Below are 24,687 nucleotides of genomic sequence, written 5' to 3'. Positions count from 1 at the left end.
AAATAGAAAAGGCCACTATTTGTAAGATAGTGGCCTTTTCTATTTATCAACTTGTCTTAAAATTACGATCCGCAAGCTTCGCAAGCGTCCGGGTTATCCAGGGAGCAACTCATGTCGTTGCGATTCTGGTCTTGGTTGTTGTAGACCGGCGAGAGTGTCTCGGCAGCCTGTTTCTCAACCGTAAACTTGATGGCATCTACGGCAGACTTGGTGCGCAGGTAATACATACCTGTTTTCAGGCCACGCTTCCAGGAATGGAAATGCATGGAAGTCAGCTTGCCGAAGTTAACGTTCATCACGTGCAGGTTCAGCGACTGGCTTTGGCAGATAAATGCGCCACGATCAGCACTCATATCTATGATAGTACGCTGGCTGATTTCCCATACTGTTTTGTATAGGTCTTTGATGTGCTGCGGGATGTTCGGGATATCTTGAACAGAACCGTTGGCAGCAATAATATCCTGCTTCATGCGGTCGTTCCAGATGCCCAGCGAAATCAGGTCCTTCAGCAGGTGCTTGTTCACCACCATAAATTCACCTGAAAGCACGCGGCGCAGGTAAATGTTAGAAGTATAAGGCTCAAACGACTCGTTGTTACCTAAAATCTGAGCAGTAGAAGCAGTAGGCATAGGTGCTACTAAAAGTGAATTACGCACACCATATTCTACTACGTCTTTGCGCAGGCTTTCCCAATCCCAACGGCCGCTATCCGGAGATACATTCCATAGGTCGAACTGGAACTTGCCTTCTGATAACGGAGAACCTTTGAACGTTTCATAAGCCCCGTTCTTCTTCGCAAGGTCTTTAGAGGCCGTCATGGCTGCAAAATAGATCGTTTCGAAGATATCTTTATTCAAGCCCTTTGCCTCGTCGCTTTCGAAAGGCATACGCAGGTGAATAAAAGTATCAGCCAGGCCTTGTACACCTAAGCCTATTGGGCGGTGGCGCATGTTAGAGTTTTCAGCCTCTTTTACAGGGTAATAGTTTATGTCGATAACCTTGTTCAGGTTAACAGTGGCATGGTACGTTACATCAAACAGCTTCTGGTGGTCAAACGTCTTGTTGCCGTCGTTGTCTTCTTTTACGAAGCGAGGCAATGCCAGCGATGCCAGGTTGCAAACCGCAATTTCATCAGCACTAGTATACTCCATAATTTCAGTACACAGATTCGAGCTCTTGATAGTGCCTAGGTTCTGCTGATTGCTCTTACGGTTTGCGGCATCCTTATACAGCATATAAGGTGTACCTGTCTCTACTTGAGACTCCAGTACGGCAAACCAAAGCTCTTGTGCTTTGATAGTCTTACGGGCACGGCCTTCACGCTCATACTTCTCGTACAGGCGCTCAAAGTCTTTGCCCCAGCAATCTGCCAGGCCAGGTGCTTCGTGCGGACAAAACAGGCTCCAGTCGCCGTTCTCCTCCACGCGCTTCATGAACAGGTCTGGTGTCCAAAGAGCATAGAATAAATCGCGGGCGCGGTTTTCTTCTTTACCATGGTTCTTTTTCAGGTCCAGGAAGTCGAAGATGTCAGAGTGCCACGGCTCCAGGTAAATAGCAAAGGCGCCTTTGCGCTTGCCACCACCCTGGTCTACGTAGCGGGCTGTGTCGTTAAACACCTTCAGCATCGGGATGATACCGTTAGAAGTGCCGTTCGTGCCTTTGATGTATGATCCTGTTGCACGCACATTGTGGATGCTCAGGCCAATACCGCCAGCGCTCTGCGAGATCTGCGCACATTGCTTCAGGGTATCATAAATGCCCGGGATGCTGTCGTCCTTCATCGTTAGCAGGAAGCACGAAGACAGCTGTGGCTTAGGCGTGCCAGCGTTAAATAGTGTTGGGGTGGCGTGTGTAAACCATTTCTCAGACATGAGATTATATGTCTCGATGGCAGATTCGATGTCTTCCTTATGAATACCCACGGCCACACGCATTAGCATATGTTGCGGGCGCTCCACAATTTTGCCATCCAGGCGAAGCAGGTAAGAGCGCTCCAGTGTTTTGTAACCGAAGTAATCGTAGTTGTAGTCGCGGTCGTAGATAATAGTTGAGTCCAGCAGGGCCGCATTTTTACGGATGATCTCATATACATCCTTGGCAATCAAAGAGGCGTTCTCACCAGTTTTAGGATCCTCATAAGTATAGAGGCGCTTCATGGTGTTAGAGAACGACTTGCTTGTTACCTTGTGCAGGTTAGAAATAGCCACACGCGCTGCCAACACCGCATAATCCGGATGCTTGGTAGTGAGCGACGCAGCTGTTTCGGCTGCCAGGTTATCTAGTTCTACAGTGGTTACGCCATCATAGATACCGTCAATCACCTTCTTGGCCACCTCAATCGGCGACACGTAATCCATATGTAAACCATAGCACAGCTTTTCGATGCGTGCGGTAATCTTATCGAATTTGACGGATTCGCGTCTGCCGTCTCGTTTAACTACTAACATAGCATATACATTTAGCGAGGTTAAAGGCCTCGGGTTCTTAAATAAAAATATAGATAAGCCTCTGCCGGTGCAGCAGGCGGTTATTCTTTTGGTGTGCGTATACTTAGTCCAATACGCTCATGCGCCTATAAGACGTTGCAGTACAACTATTTAAAGGTAAAGCCAAATGCTTTTACTATATAGAGGAGTGAGAATTCCCCTTTGGCTGGTGGTGTGCCAGCAATATACTCGCCGGGATGAGGTTTTATGTGTTACTCCTGTGCCGCCCGGTGCGGTGGTAACTCAGGGTAAGCTTAGGTGGGAAAAGAAGATTTGGCTCCCTAAGACCACCTAAACTTACTAAAGAAAAGTTTAGTCTAAAAATCTTCGTCCAGGCTGAACACGTTTTTGTCTTTGTCGCCCATTACGCCAGCTTTCTGGTACTCACCCACGCGCTTCTCAAAGAAGTTTGTCTTGCCTTGCAGCGAGATCATCTCCATAAAGTCAAATGGGTTGGTTGAGTTATAGATCTTGCTGCATCCTAATGCTACTAACAGACGGTCGGCCACAAACTCGATGTACTGGTTCATTAACTTTGAGTTCATGCCAATCAGGTCAACAGGAAGTGCGTCAGTTACAAACTCCTGCTCTATACTTACCGCATCGCGAATAATATGCTGCACGCGCTCCTCTGGCAGTTTGTTGTTTAGCATACTATATAACAAGCAGGCAAAGTCGCAGTGCAGGCCTTCGTCGCGGCTGATCAGCTCGTTCGAGAAAGTCAGGCCAGGCATCAAGCCGCGCTTTTTCATCCAGAAGATAGAGCAGAAAGAGCCGGAGAAGAAAATGCCCTCTACTGCGGCAAACGCGATCAGGCGCTCAGCAAAGTTCTCGCTTTCGATCCATTTCAAGGCCCACTCGCCCTTTTTGCCTACTGCCGGCACTGTCTCTAACGCGTTGAACAGATGGTCTTTCTCGCTCTGTTTTTTTACATAAGTATCAATCAACAAAGAATATGTTTCGGAGTGGATGTTCTCCATCATGATCTGAAAGCCGTAGAAGCAGCGCGCCTCTGGAATCTGCACCTCGTTCATGAAGTTAACAGCCAGGTTTTCGTTCACGATACCATCTGAGGCAGCAAAAAAGGCAAGTACATGGCTGATGAAGTGGCGTTCGCCATCGTTCAGATTTTCCCAGTCTTTCAGGTCCTGACTTAGGTCTATCTCCTCTGCCGTCCAAAAGCTGGCCTCCGCCTGCTTATACATCTGCCACACCGCATCGTTCTGAATTGGAAATAAGACAAAGCGGTTTGGGTTCTCTTTCAGTATTGGCTCCATATCACTCATGTTTTAATATAATTAAAGGGTTTTAGGCTCAGGTTTCACTCAAAACCTCTTGTAGTCATAAAATGTTTGGCTCTTGCCTGAGTGGCAGCCAAAGTATTTCGTGACTTCAAATATATAGAAATGAACTTGATTTTCGGGCCGAAAGTTGTTCAATTTATGCACACCCTCTGAATGCGGCATTAGGGCTGTTTTTGGTGGTAATTCACACTGTTATCCACATCTAAATTTTATTATATATTTAAGTTTAAATATCTTTATTTGCCTATAAATTAAGGGATAAGAGCTGGTGAGGTGGTGGTGTTAGGCATGTTGTTTCAGGCAAGATGTTAAAAGATGAAGCATTGTTTATGGCTGGTCTGGTTGAGCTTGGTATAAATATTGTGGAAAAGTGGGTTTGGTTATATTGGCTCCAATGATCTGAATTACAGATTGTTGCAAACTTTTTTAGCAAGTGCTAAAAAAGTTAGTGTGGATATCAACATTGTTTTCCACATGACTGTGTGAGGGTTGTGTAGTTGGTAAACAATTTGTTATACAAGGCGTTGCATGTATCAAATAATTGCCGTACTTTTGCGGACTAAACTTTAAACATACATTGAAGCTGATGTACGCAATTGTAGAAATCGCAGGTCAACAGACCAAAGTAGAGAGCGGTAAGTTCATCTACGCTAACAAGCTTTCCGGCAATGAAGGTGACGCCGTTGAGTTCGCCAATGTTCTTCTTACAGACGATAACGGTAACATTACTGTTGGCGCTCCTTTTGTAGATGGTATCAAGGTAACTGGTAAAATCTTAGGGGAATTCAGAGCTGACAAGGTTCATATCTTCAAGAAGAAGAGAAGAAAAGGGTATAGAAAGTCGAGAGGTCATCGTCAAAACTATACTAAAGTTCTTATCGAGAGCATTGGTTAAGCAGTAAGAAGAAATTAATCGTTGAATCCTTTCAGGCTTAGTTCGCTAACCTGAGTTAAATAGTTAAAAAGATGGCACACAAAAAAGGAGCTGGTAGTTCTAACAACGGCCGTGAATCACATTCTAAACGTCTTGGCGTTAAGATTTACGGTGGCCAGGATATTATCGCTGGTAACATCATTGTAAGACAAAGAGGTACTGCACACCACCCAAGTGTAAACGTAGGTATGGGCAAAGACCATACCCTGTTTGCATTAACTGATGGTGTTGTTCAGTTCAGAAAAGGAAAGAAGAACCGTTCTTACGTTTCTGTACTTCCTAAAGTACAAGCTGAAGCTTAGTATTAAGTATAGCTGATACGAGGAAAGAGGGATGTCGAAAGACATCCCTCTTTTTGTTTTATACTTGTTGCTTAAGGATATCTAAGCCTCATTTAGCGCAAGCGTCCGCTTGTGCCTTAAACCACCGCCGCTAACTGCAACTTATACTTCGCCTACTGGGGCAAGTCTTCAGACTTGTATCCTGCTATGATGTCAGGTTTGTAACTCGACTGGCTTGAAAAGCCATACTTGCGCAGCGGGGGACTATACTTGTTTCGGCCATACTTGCTTAGCTAAGCTTTCGCAACTTCAGCCAAGCTATACTTCCTAGCTTCCGCTTATCCTCTAGCTCCCAAATACCCATTGTTTCATTTTATGCTTTGGAGCGCTCACGGCCGCGAGGCCTCGTCCTCGGGCATCGCGCTGTGTGCCTGAAGCTGCTCCTCGCTCCGCTGCGGGCTGCCCTAGCGGGCACCGCAACATGCACAAGGCGCTCAACCCAAGGACTGGAATCAGTTCTAGTAGCTGCTGATTTCACCATCATTCATATGTAGAATTTGTAGGGACAGGTCGCGACCTGTCCGCTTAATACCATCAGTTACAGCGCTTATACTTCAGCTAGAGCAACAGCACTTCTCCCTCTCCAGTTATTAGGAGAGGGTTGGGGTGAGGAGAATTCCCCTGATCAGCCGCAACGACAAAGTAGTTACTTGCCCAAGAAGCAGTAGCGGAAACCTCCCCACCTTGGACAAGGAGGGGCCGGGGGTGGTTCGCCAAACCTGCTCCACAAACTCCTACACCCAAGTTTAAACAGCAAACAAAACGAACTTGACCCACTGTTCTCCACATTTCCATGCAACAAATTTCTTTTTTCCGCATATAACCCTTTACTTTGCAACATTCTTATCAAGAAAGACTGAGGGACAGGGCCCTTTGACGTCTTAGCAACCATGTTTATAGCTTGGTGCTACCTCCCTCCTGGAGCTACTGCTGCCAGGGAAGATAAGACTGCTCCTACCTTTGTAGGTGTTTTTCTTGATAAGCTGCGTAGACAATTACGAGAAGAAAGACACCGAAATGACAAAATCACATCCGATTTATAAACTGCTGCAAGAGCGTGTGCTAGTGCTGGATGGTGCGATGGGCACTATGATTCAGCGTTACCAACTACAGGAGTCCGACTTCCGTGGGGATCGCTTCCAAGATCATACCGGCGACCTGAAAGGGAATAATGATCTCCTTTCCATTACCCGTCCAGACGTAATCAAAGCCATACATGCTGAGTATCTGGAGGCTGGTGCCGATATCATCGAAACCAACACCTTTAGCGGTACCAGCATCGCCATGGCCGACTACCACCTGGAGCACATCGTGTATGAGCTGAACTATGAATCGGCAAGGCTGGCACGTGAGGCAGCAGATGAGATAGAAGCTAAACTACCGGGCAAGCCGCGCTTTGTAGCAGGTGCCATTGGTCCGACAAACCGTACCGCTTCGCTTTCCCCGGATGTGAACCACCCTGGCTACCGTGCCATCACCTTCGACCAACTGGTGGAGGCCTACTATGAGCAGGTGCGCGGCCTGGTGGATGGTGGTTCTGACCTGCTGCTGGTAGAAACAGTATTTGATACACTGAACTGTAAAGCGGCGCTTTTTGCGATAGACCAGTATGTGCAGGACGGCGGCAAAGAGCTGCCGATTATGGTGTCAGGTACGATCACGGATGCCAGCGGCCGTACCTTGTCTGGCCAGACGGTAGAAGCGTTTTGGAACTCCATCTCGCATGCACCTATACTTAGCATTGGATTTAACTGTGCTTTAGGTGCGCGTCAGCTTAAAACCCACATCAAAGAGCTTTCCCGTATTTCTGATACTTACATTAGTGCCTATCCTAATGCTGGTTTGCCAAACGCCTTTGGCGGTTATGACGAGACGGCACAGCAAATGGGCGAGATTGTAGAAGAGTACCTGAAAGAAGGGCTGGTAAACATACTTGGCGGTTGTTGTGGTACTACGCCAATGCACGTAAAGGTTATCTCTGACCTGGTGCAGCAATATAAACCACGCGTTCCCACCCCCGTTGCCCCTCTTCCTCGCTACAGCGGCCTCGAGCCCCTCACCATCTACCCCGAAAGCCTTTTTGTGAATGTAGGTGAACGTACCAACGTAACCGGCTCCAAAAAATTCGCCCGCCTTATTGTAGAAGAGAAGTTCGAGGAAGCCTTATCTGTGGCGCAGCAGCAGGTAGAAGGCGGTGCCCAGATCATAGATGTGAACATGGACGAAGGCATGCTTGACTCAGAGCAGGCCATGGCCAACTTCCTGAATTTGATCGCCTCTGAACCTGATATTTCGAAATTGCCTATTATGATCGACTCTTCTAAATGGAGTGTGATCGAGGCAGGTTTGAAATGTGTGCAGGGCAAGAGCATCGTTAACTCCATCAGCTTAAAAGAAGGCGAAGAAGCATTCAAAAAAGTAGCTCGCAAAGTGCGCCAGTACGGTGCAGCCGTTGTTGTGATGGCCTTTGATGAACAGGGCCAGGCAGACACCTTTGAGCGCAGAATAGAAATTTGCGAGAAGTCTTACCGCATTTTAGTCGATGAAGTTGGCTTCCCGCCGCAGGACATCATTTTCGACCCTAACATACTGGCTATTGCCACAGGTATAGAAGAGCATAATAACTATGCTGTAGATTATATTGAGACGGTAAAGTGGATCAAAGCAAACCTGCCGCATGCGCTGGTAAGTGGTGGGGTGAGTAACCTGTCGTTCTCGTTTCGGGGCAATGATCTGGTGCGCGAGGCCATGCACACGGTGTTCTTATACTATGCCGTGCAGGCAGGTATGGACATGGGCATTGTGAATGCAGGTATGATGGGCGTGTACAGCGAAATCCCGACGGAACTGCGCGACCTGATTGAAGACGTAATCTTTAATCGCCACCCCGACGCTACGGAAAAGCTGGTAACCTATGCCGAAAAGGTAAAAGGTAAAGGTAAAACAGCTACTGGAGCAGACACAGCTTGGCGCGATGCCCCAGTAGAGGAGCGCCTGAAGCATGCACTGGTGCGTGGGGTGGTGGAGTTTGTAGAGGAGGACACGGAGGAGGCCCGCCAGAAAGCTACTAAAACGTTGGATGTGATCGAAGGTCCGCTGATGGCCGGTATGACGGTGGTAGGTGACTTGTTCGGTGCTGGTAAAATGTTCCTGCCGCAGGTGGTGAAAAGTGCGCGTGTGATGAAAAAGTCTGTCGCTTACCTGCTGCCTTTTATGGAGGCTGAGAAGCTGGCTGACGATACATCAAAGTCAACCGCAGGCACTATATTGATGGCTACCGTGAAAGGCGATGTACACGACATCGGCAAAAATATAGTGGGTGTGGTGCTGGCCTGTAATAACTATGAGGTGATCGACTTGGGCGTGATGGTGTCGCTGGACAAAATTCTGGCAGAGGCCGAAGCGCAGCAGGTGGATATCATTGGCCTGAGCGGTTTGATCACGCCTTCGCTGGACGAGATGGTATATGTGGCGCAGGAAATGGAGCGAAGAAGCATGAAAATTCCGCTGATGATTGGAGGTGCCACTACTTCCCGTGTACATACGGCTGTGAAGATTGCACCGCAGTACAGCGGGCCGGTGGTGCACGTGCACGATGCCTCCCGTAGTGTAACCGTGGTGAGCAGCCTGCTGGGCAGCGACCGTGAAAACTACATTGCAGAAATCAAGGCGGAGTATGAAAAGCTGCGCGAGGATCACTACAGCCGAACAAAAGATCGTGCTTTTGCAAGTATAGAAGAGGCACGAACTAACAAGTATAAAGTAGACTGGACTACAACACAGCCAACCAAACCAAGCTTTATCGGCACGAAAGCATTTAACAACTATCCGCTTTCTGAAATTGTGCCGTTCATCGATTGGACTCCTTTTTTCCATACCTGGGAGCTGAAGCGCCAATATCCGAAAATACTGGATGATGCTGAACTGGGAACAGAGGCGCGTAAGCTGTTTGCAGATGCGCAGGAAATGCTGCAGGAGATAGTAGACAATCAGTTGCTGGAGGCACGTGCCGTGGTAGGCTTCTACCCTGCCAACGTGGAGGCCGATGACACTATAGAAGTATACGCCGATGATTCACGTGAAAACGAGCTGACGGAGTTCCATACTTTGCGGCAGCAAGGCAAAAAAGGACAGGGCGTAGCCAACATGGCTTTCTCTGATTTCATTGCCCCAAAAGAAACCGGTGTGGCTGATTATATTGGTGGCTTTGCCGTATCGGCTGGGTTCGGCATCGAGAAGCTGATTGAGAAGTATGAAGCCGATCATGACGACTACCGCTCCATTATGGTCAAAGCCTTGGCCGATAGATTAGCAGAAGCCTTTGCCGAACTGATGCACCTAAAGGTGCGCCGGGAGTTGTGGGGCTATGCACCGGAAGAGCAGCTGAGCAATCAGGATCTGATCAAAGAGCAATACAAAGGCATTCGGCCGGCACCAGGCTATCCTGGCTGCCCTGACCATACCGAAAAGATCACGCTGTTTAACCTGCTGCAGGCCGAGGAGCAAACCGGGATCATACTTACCGAGAACCTGGCCATGTACCCGGCTTCCTCGGTGAGTGGTTTATACTTCTCCCACCCGGAGTCGAAGTACTTTGGCCTGGGCAAAATCGGTGAAGACCAGGTGGCAGACTTGGCTAAGCGCAAAAACATGCCGCAGGAAGAGCTGGAACGCTGGCTGTCTCCAAACCTGAACTATGAGCCAAAGCCGCTGGCGCAGCAGGCGGTATAAGTTTCAGACATTAGACGCTAGATATTAGATGTTAGACTTTTCATGCAGTGCAAAAATCTAGTATCATAACCAACATAAATCGTCTAGCATCTAATGTCTAGTATCTAACATCTAGAAAAAGCACCTGAAAGCAATACATGAAAGTAACGGATCACTTTAGAAACGCGAATGGCAAAACGCTGTTCACGTTCGAAATACTGCCGCCCCTGAAAGGCGAAAACCTGCACACCCTTTACAACCACATCGACCCGTTGATGGAGTTTAACCCGCCGTTCATCGACGTGACGTATCACCGGGAAGAATACATTTATAAGCAGCGGGAGAATGGCCTGCTGGAAAAGCGCTCTACCCGCAAGCGTCCCGGTACTGTAGGCATTTGTGCGGCGCTTCAGGGCCACTATAAAGTAGACACTGTGCCACACCTGATTTGCGGTGGCTTTAACAAAGAAGAAACGGAGAACGCTTTGATAGACCTGCACTTTTTAGGTATAGACAACGTGCTGGTATTGCGTGGCGACTGTGTGAAAAGCGAGGCGCGTTTTGTACCAGAACCAGGAGGGCATCACTATGCCACTGAACTTATTGACCAGGTGGTCAATATGAACAATGGCGTTTACCTGGACGATGAGCAGGCTAACACGAATGGCACAAATTTCTGCATTGGCGTGGCGGGCTATCCGGAGAAACATTTCGAGGCGCCTAACTTAAGATCAGACCTGCGCTGGTTAAAGCGTAAGATAGAGCTTGGTGCTGATTACATTGTAACGCAAATGTTCTTCGACAACCAGAAGTACTTCGACTTTGTAAATCTTTGCCGCGAGGAAGGAATAGACGTGCCGATTATACCTGGTTTAAAGCCACTCACCACCAAAACACAGCTGTCGCTGCTGCCAAGCCTCTTCCACATTGATATCCCCTGCGATTTAGCGGATGCTGTAGAAGCTTGTGCCGACAACAAAGCTGCCGCTCAGGTGGGGGTGGAGTGGGCCATCAAACAATCGAAAGAGCTGATGGAGTTCGGTGTGCCTTGCCTGCACTACTATTCTATGGGCAAGTCAGGCTCTGTTAGAAAGGTAGCAGAAGCGTTGTTTTAAACATCCTGTAAAGCAGCATAAGGCGTGAGGTAAAGTTTATACTTTATCCCACGCTTTTTTGTATTGGCGCCTCCCGAAAATAACTAAGCCAGCCATCAGAATTTCTGGAGCAAGTATAGGAACGGAGCCGCCGGGTAGTGAGCAAGTATAAACAAACTGCTGTTGGTCCGGAAATCTAGTCTGTATAAAGGCAGAAATGACTAAGTGCAGCAGCATGCGCATGAATATCCTTGTATACTTTATCCATACTATATAGAGCTCCGTATATGAGTGTGTCTTGCCGTAGCTTTTATACTTAAGCGGCAATAGAGCTTTTATATTTCAGATTGTAAAGATATCAAAACAGCATAGCATGTCGGTTAAAAAATATGATACTATTGTAATCGGGGCAGGATTAGTTGGCCTCTCCGTTGCCTACCATTTAAAGCAAAAGAACCCGGACGCCAGGGTGCTTATCATTGAAAAAGAAACAGCTGTAGCCAAGCATCAATCGGGCAACAACAGCGGCGTAATGCATAGCGGCATTTATTATGCACCGGGGAGCCTGAAAGCAAAAAATTGTATTGCTGGCTATAATTCGCTGATAGAGTTTGCCGACGAGCATGCCATCCCTTATGAGCTTTGCGGCAAAATTATCGTGGCCACTACTCCAACTGAGGTAGAGAAGCTGAATGATATTTATGACAGGGGAATTCGCAATGGCCTAACGAACCTGAGAAAACTCGCTTCGCTAGCCGAGATACAGGAGATAGAGCCGCATTGCACGGGCATCAAAGGGATTCACGTACCGCAAACTGGCATCATCGACTATCCAAAGATGGCTGAGAAGCTGCTGGATCTTTACCAGAACAAGTATGGCGGCGAGGCGGCGTTCGGAGAGAAACTGATCAACATCCACACCCAAAACAACATAACCTATGTGGAGACTGACAAGCGTATGTATGCAGCAGACAAAGTGGTGAGCTGTGCCGGCCTTTTCTCCGACCGCGTGGCCAACATGACAGAGAAGGAAAACGACCTGCGCATCATCCCGTTCAGAGGCGAGTATTATAAGCTGAGCAAGGAGAAAGAGTACCTCGTAAAAACATTGATTTACCCAGTGCCAGACCCGAGCTTCCCATTTCTGGGCGTGCATTTTACCCGCATGATCCGCGGTGGTGTGGAGGCTGGTCCTAACGCAGTATTGGCTTTCAAAAGAGAAGGTTACAAGTTCCAGGACTTCAACCTGAAAGACACGCAGGAAACATTTAGCTGGCCGGGCTTCTGGAAGATAGCTGCCAAGTATGGGCAAACGGGTTTAGGTGAAATGTACCGATCGCTGTCGAAGGCGGCCTTTACCAAAGCACTGCAAAAGCTGGTGCCCGAGGTGCAGGAAAGCGACCTGGTGCCGGGTGGTGCCGGCGTAAGAGCCCAAGCCTGCGACAGAAACGGAAAGCTGATCGACGATTTCGATATCTTGAAAAGCCGGAACATCATCCATGTGCGCAACGCCCCTTCGCCAGCGGCAACGTCATCTTTGGCTATCGGGAAGTATATTGTGGGGCAGCTGAACGGAGAGCCGGCGGCGGTATAAAGATAAATCAGGCACAAAAAATTTGAGGCGTAGTACCGGTTTTCTGCTGGTGCTATGCCTTCTCTATTTCCTCCAGCAGCAGATCCATAGTGATCTGGTCAGCCAGCAATTTGCCCTTGTCAGTCAGGTATAGCGTGTTATCTGTTATGTGCGCGAGCTCCTTTTGCTCCAGCTCCCGCAGGTAGTCAGGGTGCGTGGCAGCTACATCATACTTGTATTCCAGCTTTAGCTTTTCGAGGTCACTGCCCCAGATAGTGCGGAGCGTGGTCAGCAGATAGTCATTCGCCTGGTCGGCAAGCGTTAGCTCCTCCCGCTCAAACGGTGCCAAGTCCTGTTGCTGTAATCCATCAATGTACTTTTTGTTATGCGCCACGTTGTGCTGCCTAGAGTGGCCGTTGAAAGAGTGGGCACTGGGGCCGATGCCTAAGTAATGCACCCCGCGCCAGTAGTTGCTGTTGTGCCTCGACTCGTGTCCGGGCTGGCAAAAGTTTGATATCTCATACTGCACATAACCGTGCTGCTGCATCTGCTGTAACAGTATCTCAAATTGCTCTGCTGTATACTCATCTTCGGCAGGGATGAACTTGCCTTTTTTGCTCCAGCGTCCAAAAGCGGTATCGGGCTCAATGGTAAGGGCGTAGCAGGAAACGTGCTGCACTCCTAGCGAAAACAATGTATCCAGGTCCTGCTGCCAAAGCGTATGGTCTGGTGCCGGAACACCATAAATTAAGTCCACGGTAATGTTATCGAAGCCAGCGGCCTGGGCATCTCTTACGCTATCAATACTTTCGGAGGCGCTATGTGCTCTGTTCATCAGGCGCAGGTGCGGCTCATGGAAAGACTGCAGGCCAATACTCAGGCGGTTAACACCTGCCTCCCTGAGTTCATATAGCTTCGTGGGTGTCAGGTCATCCGGGTTGGCCTCCAGCGTAATTTCAACATTATCCGAAACTTTAAACAAGCGCCTTGTTGTTGCCAGAAGCAGTTGGAGTTCCTGTTGGTTTAGCAGCGAAGGTGTGCCGCCGCCAAAGTAGATGGTACCTACCTCCTGCCCTTGCAGATAGTTTTGGCGCAGTTCCAGTTCGCGCACCATTGCCTGCACCAGATCTGTTTTAAGGGCCATGGATGTGCTGAAGTGGAAATCACAGTAGTGGCAAGCCTGCTTGCAGAAAGGAACGTGTAAGTATATGCCGGACAAAGTATAAATTGCTAATAAGTAATGTGTTGATTAGGTAATGGATTAAAGTGCCCAATTGTTCAGTTTCTGATAAATTTGTTGCTGAAAAAGTACCTTTGCTCCATCAGTACAATAAACCTAAGTACACTTGCTGCGCAGATAGTATGTTCAACCGCAGGTATAAAGTATAAACATCTAAACTCTTTGCCCCACATTACCAAGTGCAAATGTACAAAATAGCTGCCTTCTTCTTCGTTCTGTTATGGTGGCTACCGCTGGTGCATGCGCAAACTACGTCCTCGGCTCCTCCTCCGCCCAAAGTACAGCTAGTAAAGCCGCAGCAGAAGGTGCAGCTTGTAGTAAGGGCGCCTGATGCGGCCGGACGACAGGTGCTGAAGCAATATAACTTCCGCACCACACTCTCCGACTCTGCCGAGGCAGCAAAGGAGGTAAAAGCACTTGTGTATAGAATGCAGCAAGATGCATTTTTGTTGGCTTCAGCCGATAGTTTATACTTGCGCCGCGACACGCTCCACGTGAAACTTCATGTGGGACAGCCATTTGAGTGGGCCCAGCTACGCAACGGCAACCTAAGTGAAGGGATACTGATGGAATCAGGTTTTCGGGACAAGTTCTACAGGAAGGCACCTTTTAAACCAGCCGACTATGTAAAGCTGCAACAGCGCATTCTGGATTACGCAGAGCGAAGCGGATATCCGTTTGCTTCCGTTTGGCTTGATTCTGTAAGTATAAAAGAGAATAAAGTTGAAGCTGCGCTAATGGTAGACAAAGCTTTTGTGGTAACCTATGATACGTTAGAGATAGTAGGCAAAACCAAAACGCAGCCTAAGTTTCTGATGCGCTACCTGCAATTGCTGCCGGGCCAGTTATACAATCAAGATCAGGTTGATGCATCGCAACGCATGCTAACACAGCTGCCATATGTAAAAATAACACGCTCGCCACAAGTACAGTTTGCCCGTGATAAAGCAAAAGTATATTATTTTCTGGAAGACAGGCAGACCAATCAGATAGATGGTGTTGTCGGCTTCCTGCCAGATCCTAATCGGGTTGATAAGCTGCTGATAACAGGTGAAGCCAACCTGAATATTCGGAACATTAGCGGAACCGGAAAGCAGCTGGGCCTGCAATGGCGGCGCGTAAGCGCTGGCTCTGTTATACTTAACGGAGAATACCTGCACCCTAACCTCTTCGGAAGTCCTTTTGAGGCTGGCGCTAAGTTCAACCTGCTTAAGCAAGACACAACCTTTATAACAGTGCAGCCGCGCCTGCAATTAGGCTACTACACATTGCAATACGGAAAGTTCAGTGTGTTTACAGAGTGGCGTAATTCGCGTATACTAGCAGATGCAAGTCCGCAACGCTTAAAGCAACTTGATTTGGCGGATGCTCAAACCACCACCTATGGCTTAAATTACCTTTGGAACAACCTGGACGACTTTTACTTTCCGAGGCGAGGGCGGCTTGTGGAATTGCAGTTTGCGGCCGGCACAAAAAAGCTACTGCGCAATGCTGACCTGGAGAAAAGCTTTTACGATACGCTGGATATGAAAACATCTCAGCTAAGTGTGGGGTTACGGGTGGAGAACTTCATGCGGTTAGGTAAAAACAGTGCCCTCCTTACCCGTGTGCGGGGGGAGGCCCTGCTAAGCGATCGTATTTTCCAGAACGATATGTACCGCCTGGGTGGTTTAGGCTCAATTAGAGGCTTCGATGATTTTTTCTTTTATGCCTCTAGTTATGCTGTTGGTACTTTAGAGTATCGTCTATACAATGCTTCCGATTCTTTTGTGCTGCTTTTCTACGACCAAGGCTATTATAGGAGTGATTTAGAAGCCTCCAAACAGAGCGACTATCCGCTTGGTTTAGGGGCAGGTATCAGTTTCAGTACCGGAGCAGGTATCTTTCAGTTGGTTTATTCTTTAGGTCAAGCAGCACAACAGCCTATTTCATTTAAATATTCTAAGATTCATTTTGGTATAACTAGTAAGTTTTAGCTAAACCTAATTTTTTTAGCCTTTTTTGGTATAGACACTTGCATAGTATACATCTTTAGTCTACTTTTGTAACACAATAACAGTGCGGGGTGGAGCAGTTGGTAGCTCGTTGGGCTCATAACCCAAAGGTCGCAAGTTCGAGTCTTGTCCCCGCTACCTACTAATACTTAAAACCGCTGTAAGCTAATAACTTATAGCGGTTTTTTGCTTTTGTGGGTCAACATAGGAAAACACTTCCTTGAACTGATGCCCCGCTACCAACCTAAGCCCCTAAAACGCAACCCTGCATCAAAGCCTATTTAACTTCGATCATACCCTTACACTTTTAGCCAGATGTGTGTGAACGAAGAGCAGGCCTAGGCTTTTTTTAAAGTCGCGGCGCTGCACAGGGAGCAGCTTACCTCCTACGCCAAAAGATTTACCAAGTGCGACGATGCAGCGCATGACCTTTTCCAGGACTCGCATATCAAGTGCCACGACCGAATCCAGAACCACGGCTTCTTCGGTGCCAGCTTATTATGAACAACTTTAAGCGTTACCTTCAACCGCTTGGCATCTTCTGCCTTTTGCTCGTTCAGGCTTTCAATGGTTGCCACAAGCTTTTGCTTTAGGGGCGCTATCAGGCGCTCATCAATAGCAAAGTCGTTAAGCAGGGAGTTATATGCCTTACGGAGCTGCTCTGCATTCTTGTTAACCTTGCAGCCAACTTTGTTGCACTTGTAGTAGAGGATACCTTTGCCTTTCGCCTCATAGCCCGTCATGTTCGTTCCGCAGGAGGCTCGCTTTAAATGGCTTCTAAGCGGTAGCCTAGCATCGTATTTGGTATGGGTGTAGCCGTGGTTGTTTTTCTTCTGGATGATGTTTACCTGTAGGAATACTTTTTCGCTGACCAGCTTCTTTATACCATTCAGTTTGTTTTCATAGCTTGGAAAGGGCAGTGGATCTTCCTCTGCGCTTTCGTCCTTTCATGTCGGCAGCCTAAGCCACTTGGGCTTTGAATTCCCACTGCGTATCTTTGCCAGACACTCCTGCCTATGATCATCTACCAAAACGGCCTGCTGAACCTGGACTACAACCCCGGCACGGATGTGCTCATCGCCGAGTTGCCCAATGTGGTGGAGTTTGGCGTGCCCGAGCTTTCGCGGGTCCTGACGCTGGTGGCCGAGCACACCTGCAACTACGACATCAAGCTGCTCCTGCTGGACTCCAGCAATGTGCTGGTAGACCAGCTAGAGGACGGGGCCTACAAGGCTGTGGTGGGGGAGTTTCTAGCAAAGCTGACGCGCTCGCGGCTGAAGCGGCTTGCCCGGGTGAACAGCGCTGTGGCAAGCCATGAGGAGCGGGTGCTCACGGTGACCAGCGAGGCAACCCAACGTTTGGGCGCCCCCTTCAGAATAATGACCTTCTCTGGAAGGGACGAAGCTTTGGCGTGGCTGTTGAAGTAAGGCCTCGCTGCCCGAATGGGCTTGCTAAAAGACGATCAGGAATGCAGTTCCCTTTCCAGGGGTGCTACTGACCTGGATCTGTCCGCCTGCGGCGTCCACCATCCGTTTCACCAGGTACAGGCCCAGGCCGCTCCCCTCTACGTGGTCATGGAAGCGCTTGAACATGCTGAAGACCTCTTCCTGCTTTCCGGGCGGTAGGCCCAGGCCGTTGTCCTCCACCGTCAGGTGCGTTCTGCCGTCGACCTTCTCCAGCCGCACGCTGATCTCCGGCCTCCTGTCGGGGGAGCGGTACTTGATGGCGTTGCTGAGCAGGTTGTGGAGGACGCTTTTGAAGTTCATCCCTGAAAACCCAGAGAAGAACCTGTCCGCGGAAATCACCTCGATCTCAGCCCCGGAGTCCGCGATCAGCTTCTGCAGGTCCAGCTTGGCGGTTTCCACCGCATCGAAGATGTCCACCTCTTCGGGCTCGTTTACGAGGTTTGTGTTTTCGACCTCCACAATGGCCGTCAGGTCACTAATGCTGGTTGTGAACCGCTTGACGGTGGAGCGCATCATTTGAACGATCCGGCTGACTTTCCTGCTGTCTATTGACTCTTCGGTGAGCGTTCCGTCAAGCTCATCGAGCAGCCCCTGCATGTTGTACACCGGTGACTTCAGGTCGTGTGAGGCCGTGTAGACAAAGCTGTCCAGGTCGAAGTTGGCACTGGCCAGAGCTCTGTTCCGCGTGTCCAGCTCCAGGTTTGCCTGTTGAACGCGCTCGAGCAGTTCCTGACTTTGCAGGTGAAAGGCCAGCAGGTCGGCAAACATGGTGAACATGCCGATAACCTTGGTGTTGTTTACCTGCGCGGGTTTTGCGTCTATGGCGCACAGGGTCCCAAAGAACTCCCCGTTCCGAAGGATGATAGGCACGGAAATGTAGCTTTGCAGCCCGTACGTGGCAGGCGTGTGGTGATGCTTGTAGCAGGGGTCCTCGCTGACGTTGTCGATGACCACCGGCTCGCGGTGGTCTCGTATCTCGTTGCAGATGGTGGTCTCCAGCTTCAGCTCGTCCCCCTCTTGCAGTCCGAACTGCACCTGGTCCCGAACGCTGCAGGCAAGCCACCTGTCCTGCGTCACCCGGGCGACCGCCGCGAAGCCCATTCCGGTTGTCTGGCAAATCACGTCAAGCATCGTGGGGACAACAGGGATTTTCCTAACGGCCTCCAGGTCCTTCAATAGTTCGTCCGGCATATCAAGTACTGTAGTGTCACCCCCGCTGGAAAGCAGCAGGCTGGGTAAGGGTGACATGGGTTCAATTGGTTTTTCGCTTTAAAGTTAAAAGAAAAATAACGATTATGCAGGAAATGCCAAAAATTGGAGCCTTGGCTGACTCTTGCAGCGGATTAGTAGGAAAAACGACAGCAGGGCATAAGCTAATGGCCGGTTGAAGGCATCCTATTTATTAGGTGCTAGCCGCAGCTGCCGTAGAGTTCCCCCGTCAGCTCGTAGAAAAAATCCAGGTCCAGTTGCTGCTTCCACTGCCTATATAAGTTGCGCTCCAGCACGTGCGCCGAAAGCAAGAAGTGCAGTTCCTTTTCATCCTAAATAATTTTCCTGTCCTGCATAGCACCAAAGGTTTAACCTATATGCTTACCACTGTATTCAAACAGTTGTGCAACAGCCACGTGGGTCCTATGAGGCGGTAAAATAGTGAAGTAGGTGTTCTAACGTTGCGCAGACTGCGGTGTTGGATATCTGATGGCTATACAGTACCCCATTATTATTAGCTTATGAATAACAGTGAAGTCTGTATTTACAAGAATATTGTCAGCAGCCTGTTTGCATTATTGATAACTGGCTACTTGTGGTTGGTTTGAACCCAACATTGAAATCAGCCTTAGTTTTATAGATCGTATAATCTTTCTAAAATCATTGATGAAAAAAATTCTACTCCTGTTTTGATACAATTCTCATCGACGGAAAAGGTTGGAGCATGTGGCATAGAAACTATGCCTTTTTCGAAGTTAGAGCCACCCAGCAAAAAGTAAACTCCCGGGGTATGATTTTGGAAATAGGCAAAGTCATCTCCACGGCCATCTGGTATTGCTCCGTACAAAGGAATCAGCTTATCTGTTCCGTAAACAGAAGAAATGCTGTTGATTGCTTTTTTTGTAAGCTCCTTATCATTTGAAATGACCGGTCTTTGAAACGAATATTCCACGCCGATCAAATCATCTGCATAGCTTGATTCGTGAATCTTTTGCTCTAACAAAGGTAAAATTGAATCCATTTTCTTTTCGTCACTCGAGCTTATGAAGGTGCTAATGGAGATTTGATTATCCGTTTCCTCAACAGTAAAATTCGGATTTACAGTTCGGTAGCCTTTGTATATCGTGTTTGGGTTTCCAAGGCCGATGGTCGGATCCAACAAATTTCCAGTATCCCAGAACTTACTATCAGGCTCAACAGTCTGAAGGCTTGAGATAAGGTCTTTGGTGAATTGGATCTTTGATCGGCTGTCGCTCGATTTCCTGTAGGATATTTTAACGATTTTATAATCAGCGAACAACCAGCCAGGTCTGGTGGCTATCAACCCTTCAGGCATTGGGGTTATGTGAGATGCGTATATTTCATCGGGATTAATTATATCGAACAAGCCATCATCCATCATCGCTTTTGCCCCTTTGTAATTTTCTTCCGAGGGTTGAAAGATGAAATAAACTGTGCCTTTTAGGTCTTCTTTCAAGTTTGATAGCACGTCCGCTATTCCAAGCGCTATCGCTGTATTTACATCGTGCCCACAAATATGCCTTACTCCTTCGTTTTTTGATTTGAACGCTACGTCACCCGCAATTTCTGATGCCAGGGCATCCATGTCAGCTCGCCAGGCAATTCGCCTTCCTTTTATATTAGTTTCTAAGATTCCGACAACTCCATTGCCACCGATATCGGTATGAACTTCCAAACCGAGTGATGTTAAGAATTCTGCTATTTTCTTGGCTGTTCTTTTCTCCTGCCCAGATACCTCGGGGTAAGTATGAAGATCCCTCCTGATTTTTACCAGGCTATCGAAAATTTGATCGGTTCGTTGTTGTACAACTTTATGAACTGTGGGGTCGACTCTCGCGCTTTGTCCCAATATGGTGAATGGCAAGAAGAGGAGTTGTAGCGATAAAGCTATTTTAAGTATATTCATAGGTGGGGTAATTTTTACTATGCTTTGTTGTCTTGTAAAGATGCAATACAATAGTAGAAAGTACCTGTCACCTATGTGACATAATCACTTTTTTGCCATTTTGCTTCGTATTCTGCTCAATGATTGCCGCTTTATTCCCAAGTACGAGGATAAGTGAGACAGACTTATCCTATTGATGATATCAGGATTTTGATTAATGAAGTTTAAATATCTTTCCTCGGCATTTTCAAACAGGAAGCTCTCAACTCTATCCGTTTGTATGATCAAGACTTGTTCGGCCATTAGCCTCCCATACATTTCACTGGTTTTAAATTTCTTAAAGCTTTCCTGAAGTTTATCATGAGGTATATTTATGATTATGGATGGCTCTAGACATTCTATAAAATATTTGGACGGCTTCTGCCTTAGAAAAGCCGGATAATCTGTGGCGTATTTATTTTCATTGATAAAGCCTGTGGTGATCCTGTTGCCTTTCTCATCTATATAATATCTTCGCAATAGCCCCTTACAGACATAGCCCATTTCTTTTTGTACTTCACCACTCTTAAAATAGAGCTCTTTTTTGGCATATTCCTTTATACTTAAATACGAGCTGAAAAAGGTGATGGCCTCTGGACTCGAATCAGAAAATGTTTCGAGATAGGAATCGTAGTATTTTTGAAATTCTTCCTTCACGTTTTTCCTTGTTGCCATCTTCTATATAATCGAAAGCACACCCTTGTCTGTACTATGTACGAAGGTGGTTATGGTTGTTTGTCTCATAAAGAGGATGTTTCGATCTGGCGGCAGAATCACCGGTTTTTCGCTCCCCCTACCTCGCTTCTTCAAGATACGCATTCCCGGTAGAAAATGAGTGTCCTGACTGTTGCTTTGAGCCGGTAAAGCCAAAAGTCCCCAGAAGCAGCGGTGTGATAGCAGCCAGGCCTTTCACCTCGCGCTTTGATGATTGGGTGCTGTTCCGCCACTACGGGAAGTAAGGATGGATGCGTTGATCATTTATCAGCGGCAACCACATATATTACGGTGCATCAAAGCAGATGGGCTGTAGTCATGTATAAACGGGTGTGCACGACTATTACAACTGCAGTAGATCTACTGCAGTTGTAATAGTCGTTACTCTGGGCTGCTGACAAAGCGGTTTTAGAGCTTAAAGGCAGCGCTATGGGGCGAGAAAAGCGTGACGCCAGGTTCCTTTACAGGCTTTGCAGCGCAAAAGATAAATTTTAAATATGCTCTAAGGGCTGCAATACTTAAAAAAAGGTTTACCCAGTTCTATACTTATTGTTTTCCTTGTCATAAGTTTCCCCTCTCCGGTGAAACCAGCTTTTGCTGTATATGATAATCTCCTATAGCCTCTAGATTGCTCATTTCAGCGCACGTTCTGAGAGAAAAGCCGATGTGCCTTTCTAGGTTCGATAATTGTTAGGGGCTGCCTCCGAGAACAATTACATTATTTACCTGTTAGGGGCGGTAACTTGGTTTTTAGTGAAGCGTTAACGAAAGCTGTACCTTTAAGCCCGAGTGCAGCCAATCCAATAGAGCCAGTTTCAAATCTTTAACCCGATGCAGTACCCACTGACCGTTAAGACCGACCAAAGATTAACTATATCTGTAGCCATACTCTTGCTCTTCCATTTCTGCGGATTAATTGGTTTTCACACCGTTTACCGAGACTGGTTTCTGAGCCAGACGCCCCTTAACCTGGTGTTGGCTACCTTGCTGCTACTGTTAAACCATAAGGGACTTAGCCTGCGAATGCTGCTTGCTTTTGCAGCCGTGTTCATGGCTGGTTTTGCAGTGGAGGCAGTGGGCGTAGAAACGGGCGCAGTTTTTGGCACCTATTACTACGGGGATGCCTTTGGCCCAAAGTTCCTGGGCGTGCCCTTCGTGATTGGTATGAACTGGGCTGCCCTCTGCTTTGCATCTGCCACTTTGGTCAATAAGTACCTTAGGCCGTTTTGGCTGAAGGCTCTGGTGGCTGCCGCTGTTCCCGTTAGCATTGATTTTCTGATAGAGCGGGTGTGTGAAACCTTTGACTTTTGGTACTGGCAGGACAGCCAGGTTCCCTTGCAAAACTTTATCGCCTGGTATGTGTGCAGTTTCCTGTTTGTATTGCTGCTGATACCTGTGCTTCGCGGTTCCAGAAACCCTTTTGCACCTTACTTTCTGCTTGTTCAGTTTTTCTTCTTCCTCGTTCTAAATATCACGCATTCATAAAATGGAGCAAGCCGCACAACACTACGACTACATTATAGCGGGAGCCGGGGCTGCCGGGCTGAGCCTGCTTTGCTACCTGCTGGAGGAGCCTGCCCTCCGGCAGAAGAAGATACTGCTGCTCGATCGTGAAAAAAAGCAGACAAACGACAGGACGTGGTGCTTTTGGCAGGTAGAGGAAGGGCCTTTTGAGAGTTGCCTGAAACACCAGTGGCAGCACCTGCACTTCTACTCTGAAGGCTTTTCCTCTCTGCTGGATATCAGCCCCTATCGCTATAAGATGCTGGAGAGTGCTGCTTTCTACAGTTTTTGCCTGAACAAAGCAAGTGCAGCTGCAAATGTGACGCTGGTGGAGGATGAGATTTTAGACATAAGCCCGGATGGAGCAGTACAGGGCAAGAAAGCTATTTACACAGGAGCCTATGTATTCAACAGTGTCAAGTTTAAGATTCCGGAGCGCGGGCACTACCACCATCTGCTGCAGCACTTTAAGGGATACTTCATCAAAACCAACGAAGATGCCTTCAATCCGGAGGCCCCCACGCTGATGGATTTTCGGGTAGCGCAGCACCAGGACTGCCGCTTTGTGTATGTCCTTCCTTTTAACAAACGGGAGGCCCTGGTTGAGTATACAGGCTTTTCACCGGCGCCCTTGCAGCAGGAGCAGTACGATGATGAGCTGACTCATTACCTCGAGCACTACCTTCAGCATTCGGAGTATGAGATTACGCGAACTGAATACGGGGTTATTCCCATGACTAACGCACCTTTCAGAACAAGCGAAAGTGATCAGGTGATAAATATTGGCACAGCCGGTGGAGCCACAAAAGCTTCAACAGGCTATACGTTCAGTTTTATACAACGGCAGTGTGCCGCCATAGCCCATAACCTGGCTGCAGGAAAAACACCGTTACACCAGTTGGCTGCCTCCAGAGGCAAGTATAAACTCTACGACAGTATCTTTTTACGTGTGCTGTCGGAGAAGGAGTACCCTGCCTGGAAGGTGTTTGAAGCCATGTTCAGCAAGTTACCAGCCGCTACCATTCTCAAGTTCCTGAATGAGGATTCTACTTTGTTAGAAGACCTGCAGGTAATGCGCTCCGTAGACAAAGGCACTTTTGCTAGTGCTGCTGCAAAGGAACTCTACCTTACCTTTAAAAGGGTGCTTCCAAAATGATAACCGCAGTTGAATCATCTGCTTAAACAAGCAGTGAATCAAGTATTTGCTAACTTCTTAATATTAAATGGAAATTACGCTATAGGCTCTTCTGCTAGCACTTGGCCCACGTAAGTCTTAGGTTAAGCCAGGAAGCTTTCTATGGCGGTCATGGTTTCAAGAGGGGAGCTTAAATTGGGGCAGTGGCCTGTTGCATTCAGGTAAACCATTTGAGCGCTTTTCATGTGGCTGAGCATATATTCCCCTACTTCTCTAGGGACAATTATATCCTCAGAGCATTGCATAATCAGTGATTGAATCTGTAACTTAGGCAGATCTTTTCGGTTGTCGGAAAGGAAGGTAACCTTGGCAAAGTGCTTGGCTATCTCGTGGTCAGTGCTGCAAAAGCTGTTGGTGAGCTCTACGCCCAGCGACGGTCTGTCGGAGTTTCCCATAATGAGCGGTGCGAACATATTTGACCACCCCACGAAATCATGTTCCATGTGTTCCAGCATCTCTTCTATGTCTTCTTTATCGAACCCCCCGATATAGCCTTCATCGTTAATGTAGCAGGGAGAGGGGCCAATCAGTACGAGCTTATTGAATTGCCCTGGCTCTTTTATGGCGCTCAGCATTCCAATCGTAGCTCCTACGGAATGGCCAACAAAAATTATATTCTCCAGCTCCAGGTACTTGCAAATCTCCAGCACATCGTCGGCGTAGCCATGCAGCGTGCCATACTTCTCTCTGTCGTACGCAATCAGATCGGAGCTCCCGGAGCCTACGTGGTCGAACAGAACGATCTTGTACCTGTTCAGAAAGGCGGGGGTGATATAGCGCCACATGTTCTGATCACAGCCGAAGCCATGTCCGAAGAGCATAGGCTGCTCACCGTGCCCAAAAATCTTCACGTTGTTTCGCCTCAACAAACTCATACACTAAACATTTAAGGGTAAGCAACCGAAGCTATCAACCTCAATGCCGATCGGCTAAAGGTCAGAACGCTAAACCGGTTCAAAATTAATGAAATTAAATATAC

18 protein-coding genes, 1 tRNA gene and 1 riboswitch are annotated in these 24,687 nt (G+C 47.9%); of the genes, 10 read left to right on the top strand and 9 right to left on the bottom strand.

The genetic code is table 11. The features are described 5' to 3' along the window. Positions 1–62: 62 nt before the first annotated feature. Together ACFQ2O_RS07330 and ACFQ2O_RS07325 are read right to left on the bottom strand one after the other, a co-directional pair. Positions 63–2,447 (bottom strand): ribonucleoside-diphosphate reductase subunit alpha, encoded by a 2,385-nt coding sequence (locus ACFQ2O_RS07330; protein WP_377524912.1) that lies wholly within the window; start codon positions 2,445–2,447, stop codon positions 63–65. 356 nt (positions 2,448–2,803) lie between these two features. Further along, positions 2,804–3,772 (bottom strand): ribonucleoside-diphosphate reductase small subunit, encoded by a 969-nt coding sequence (locus ACFQ2O_RS07325; protein ID WP_377524909.1) that lies wholly within the window; start codon positions 3,770–3,772, stop codon positions 2,804–2,806. Between the two features lie 604 nt (positions 3,773–4,376). Here ACFQ2O_RS07325 and rplU point away from each other — a divergent pair. The 4 genes from rplU to metF all read left to right on the top strand — a co-directional run bounded on the left by rplU (position 4,377) and on the right by metF (position 10,890). Beyond that, positions 4,377–4,685, top strand: a complete 309-nt coding sequence (rplU, locus tag ACFQ2O_RS07320) for a 50S ribosomal protein L21 (protein WP_377524906.1) — start codon at positions 4,377–4,379, stop codon at positions 4,683–4,685. Between the two features lie 71 nt (positions 4,686–4,756). Further along, complete coding sequence (rpmA, locus tag ACFQ2O_RS07315) at positions 4,757–5,026, top strand: 50S ribosomal protein L27 (protein ID WP_377524903.1); 270 nt, start codon at positions 4,757–4,759, stop codon at positions 5,024–5,026. An 879-nt stretch (positions 5,027–5,905) separates the two neighbouring features. Next, positions 5,906–6,014: riboswitch (SAM riboswitch) on the top strand. Positions 6,015–6,082: 68 nt separating this feature from the next. Beyond that, positions 6,083–9,796 (top strand): methionine synthase, encoded by a 3,714-nt coding sequence (metH, locus tag ACFQ2O_RS07310; RefSeq protein ID WP_377524898.1) that lies wholly within the window; start codon positions 6,083–6,085, stop codon positions 9,794–9,796. A gap of 137 nt (positions 9,797–9,933) precedes the next feature. Then, positions 9,934–10,890 carry a methylenetetrahydrofolate reductase [NAD(P)H] gene (gene metF, locus ACFQ2O_RS07305; RefSeq protein ID WP_377524893.1) on the top strand — a complete coding sequence of 319 codons (957 nt, stop codon included), beginning with the start codon at positions 9,934–9,936 and terminating at the stop codon, positions 10,888–10,890. A 36-nt stretch (positions 10,891–10,926) separates the two neighbouring features. On the opposite strand, the gene ACFQ2O_RS07300 is transcribed toward metF, so the two are convergent. Beyond that, a complete protein-coding gene (locus tag ACFQ2O_RS07300) occupies positions 10,927–11,106 on the bottom strand; it encodes a hypothetical protein (RefSeq protein WP_377524888.1) in 180 nt (59 codons plus the stop codon). 136 nt (positions 11,107–11,242) lie between these two features. Between ACFQ2O_RS07300 and lhgO the strand changes: the two genes are divergently transcribed. Continuing rightward, positions 11,243–12,463 carry an L-2-hydroxyglutarate oxidase gene (gene lhgO, locus ACFQ2O_RS07295; RefSeq protein WP_377524882.1) on the top strand — a complete coding sequence of 407 codons (1,221 nt, stop codon included), beginning with the start codon at positions 11,243–11,245 and terminating at the stop codon, positions 12,461–12,463. A gap of 52 nt (positions 12,464–12,515) precedes the next feature. Here the strand turns inward: lhgO and hemW are convergent, their stop codons facing one another. After that, entirely contained in the window at positions 12,516–13,661 is a 1,146-nt protein-coding gene (gene hemW, locus ACFQ2O_RS07290; RefSeq protein WP_377524876.1) for a radical SAM family heme chaperone HemW, read from the bottom strand. A 206-nt stretch (positions 13,662–13,867) separates the two neighbouring features. On the opposite strand from hemW, the gene ACFQ2O_RS07285 reads away from it, so the two are divergent. After that, positions 13,868–15,658 (top strand): BamA/TamA family outer membrane protein, encoded by a 1,791-nt coding sequence (locus ACFQ2O_RS07285; protein ID WP_377524871.1) that lies wholly within the window; start codon positions 13,868–13,870, stop codon positions 15,656–15,658. Positions 15,659–15,741: 83 nt separating this feature from the next. After that, positions 15,742–15,814 (top strand) — tRNA-Met (locus ACFQ2O_RS07280). 248 nt (positions 15,815–16,062) lie between these two features. On the opposite strand, the gene ACFQ2O_RS07275 is transcribed toward ACFQ2O_RS07280, so the two are convergent. Continuing rightward, a complete protein-coding gene (locus ACFQ2O_RS07275) occupies positions 16,063–16,419 on the bottom strand; it encodes a hypothetical protein (RefSeq protein WP_377524866.1) in 357 nt (118 codons plus the stop codon). Positions 16,420–16,692: 273 nt separating this feature from the next. On the opposite strand from ACFQ2O_RS07275, the gene ACFQ2O_RS07270 reads away from it, so the two are divergent. Further along, the gene (locus ACFQ2O_RS07270) at positions 16,693–17,103 is read left to right on the top strand and encodes a hypothetical protein (RefSeq protein ID WP_377524861.1); all 411 of its coding nucleotides are present in this window, start codon (positions 16,693–16,695) and stop codon (positions 17,101–17,103) included. Between the two features lie 24 nt (positions 17,104–17,127). On the opposite strand, the gene ACFQ2O_RS07265 is transcribed toward ACFQ2O_RS07270, so the two are convergent. From ACFQ2O_RS07265 to ACFQ2O_RS07255, 3 genes are all read right to left on the bottom strand, one after another. Then, complete coding sequence (locus tag ACFQ2O_RS07265) at positions 17,128–18,333, bottom strand: sensor histidine kinase (protein ID WP_377524856.1); 1,206 nt, start codon at positions 18,331–18,333, stop codon at positions 17,128–17,130. A 652-nt stretch (positions 18,334–18,985) separates the two neighbouring features. Further along, positions 18,986–20,278, bottom strand: a complete 1,293-nt coding sequence (locus tag ACFQ2O_RS07260; protein WP_377524851.1) for a M20 metallopeptidase family protein — start codon at positions 20,276–20,278, stop codon at positions 18,986–18,988. Positions 20,279–20,362: 84 nt separating this feature from the next. Then, positions 20,363–20,953: a Crp/Fnr family transcriptional regulator gene (locus ACFQ2O_RS07255; RefSeq protein ID WP_377524846.1), complete on the bottom strand. Its 591-nt coding sequence runs from the start codon at positions 20,951–20,953 to the stop codon at positions 20,363–20,365. A gap of 888 nt (positions 20,954–21,841) precedes the next feature. On the opposite strand from ACFQ2O_RS07255, the gene ACFQ2O_RS07250 reads away from it, so the two are divergent. Together ACFQ2O_RS07250 and ACFQ2O_RS07245 are read left to right on the top strand one after the other, a co-directional pair. Beyond that, positions 21,842–22,495, top strand: coding sequence for a carotenoid biosynthesis protein (locus ACFQ2O_RS07250; protein WP_377524841.1), 654 nt, complete (start codon positions 21,842–21,844; stop codon positions 22,493–22,495). A gap of 1 nt (position 22,496) precedes the next feature. Next, complete coding sequence (locus ACFQ2O_RS07245) at positions 22,497–23,669, top strand: lycopene cyclase family protein (protein WP_377524835.1); 1,173 nt, start codon at positions 22,497–22,499, stop codon at positions 23,667–23,669. A 122-nt stretch (positions 23,670–23,791) separates the two neighbouring features. Here the strand turns inward: ACFQ2O_RS07245 and ACFQ2O_RS07240 are convergent, their stop codons facing one another. Beyond that, a complete protein-coding gene (locus ACFQ2O_RS07240; protein ID WP_377524832.1) occupies positions 23,792–24,583 on the bottom strand; it encodes an alpha/beta fold hydrolase in 792 nt (263 codons plus the stop codon). Positions 24,584–24,687: the final 104 nt, after the last annotated feature.

Origin of the sequence: Pontibacter rugosus (assembly GCF_042678745.1) — a bacterium.
Taxonomy (GTDB): Bacteria; Bacteroidota; Bacteroidia; order Cytophagales; family Hymenobacteraceae; genus Pontibacter; species Pontibacter rugosus.
This window is presented reverse-complemented; position numbering and strand designations above follow the sequence as displayed.

What these genes read in the sequence shown, in the direction of transcription:
- ACFQ2O_RS07330 (WP_377524912.1), bottom strand. Translation starts at nt 2,447, where the DNA reads ATGTTAGTAGTTAAACGAGACGGCAGACGCGAATCCGTCAAATTCGAT.
- ACFQ2O_RS07325 (WP_377524909.1), bottom strand. Translation starts at nt 3,772, where the DNA reads ATGAGTGATATGGAGCCAATACTGAAAGAGAACCCAAACCGCTTTGTC.
- rplU (WP_377524906.1), top strand. Translation starts at nt 4,377, where the DNA reads ATGTACGCAATTGTAGAAATCGCAGGTCAACAGACCAAAGTAGAGAGC.
- rpmA (WP_377524903.1), top strand. Translation starts at nt 4,757, where the DNA reads ATGGCACACAAAAAAGGAGCTGGTAGTTCTAACAACGGCCGTGAATCA.
- metH (WP_377524898.1), top strand. Translation starts at nt 6,083, where the DNA reads ATGACAAAATCACATCCGATTTATAAACTGCTGCAAGAGCGTGTGCTA.
- metF (WP_377524893.1), top strand. Translation starts at nt 9,934, where the DNA reads ATGAAAGTAACGGATCACTTTAGAAACGCGAATGGCAAAACGCTGTTC.
- ACFQ2O_RS07300 (WP_377524888.1), bottom strand. Translation starts at nt 11,106, where the DNA reads ATGCTGCTGCACTTAGTCATTTCTGCCTTTATACAGACTAGATTTCCG.
- lhgO (WP_377524882.1), top strand. Translation starts at nt 11,243, where the DNA reads ATGTCGGTTAAAAAATATGATACTATTGTAATCGGGGCAGGATTAGTT.
- ACFQ2O_RS07285 (WP_377524871.1), top strand. Translation starts at nt 13,868, where the DNA reads ATGTACAAAATAGCTGCCTTCTTCTTCGTTCTGTTATGGTGGCTACCG.
- ACFQ2O_RS07275 (WP_377524866.1), bottom strand. Translation starts at nt 16,419, where the DNA reads ATGACGGGCTATGAGGCGAAAGGCAAAGGTATCCTCTACTACAAGTGC.
- ACFQ2O_RS07270 (WP_377524861.1), top strand. Translation starts at nt 16,693, where the DNA reads ATGATCATCTACCAAAACGGCCTGCTGAACCTGGACTACAACCCCGGC.
- ACFQ2O_RS07265 (WP_377524856.1), bottom strand. Translation starts at nt 18,333, where the DNA reads ATGCCGGACGAACTATTGAAGGACCTGGAGGCCGTTAGGAAAATCCCT.
- ACFQ2O_RS07260 (WP_377524851.1), bottom strand. Translation starts at nt 20,278, where the DNA reads ATGAATATACTTAAAATAGCTTTATCGCTACAACTCCTCTTCTTGCCA.
- ACFQ2O_RS07250 (WP_377524841.1), top strand. Translation starts at nt 21,842, where the DNA reads ATGCAGTACCCACTGACCGTTAAGACCGACCAAAGATTAACTATATCT.
- ACFQ2O_RS07245 (WP_377524835.1), top strand. Translation starts at nt 22,497, where the DNA reads ATGGAGCAAGCCGCACAACACTACGACTACATTATAGCGGGAGCCGGG.
- ACFQ2O_RS07240 (WP_377524832.1), bottom strand. Translation starts at nt 24,583, where the DNA reads ATGAGTTTGTTGAGGCGAAACAACGTGAAGATTTTTGGGCACGGTGAG.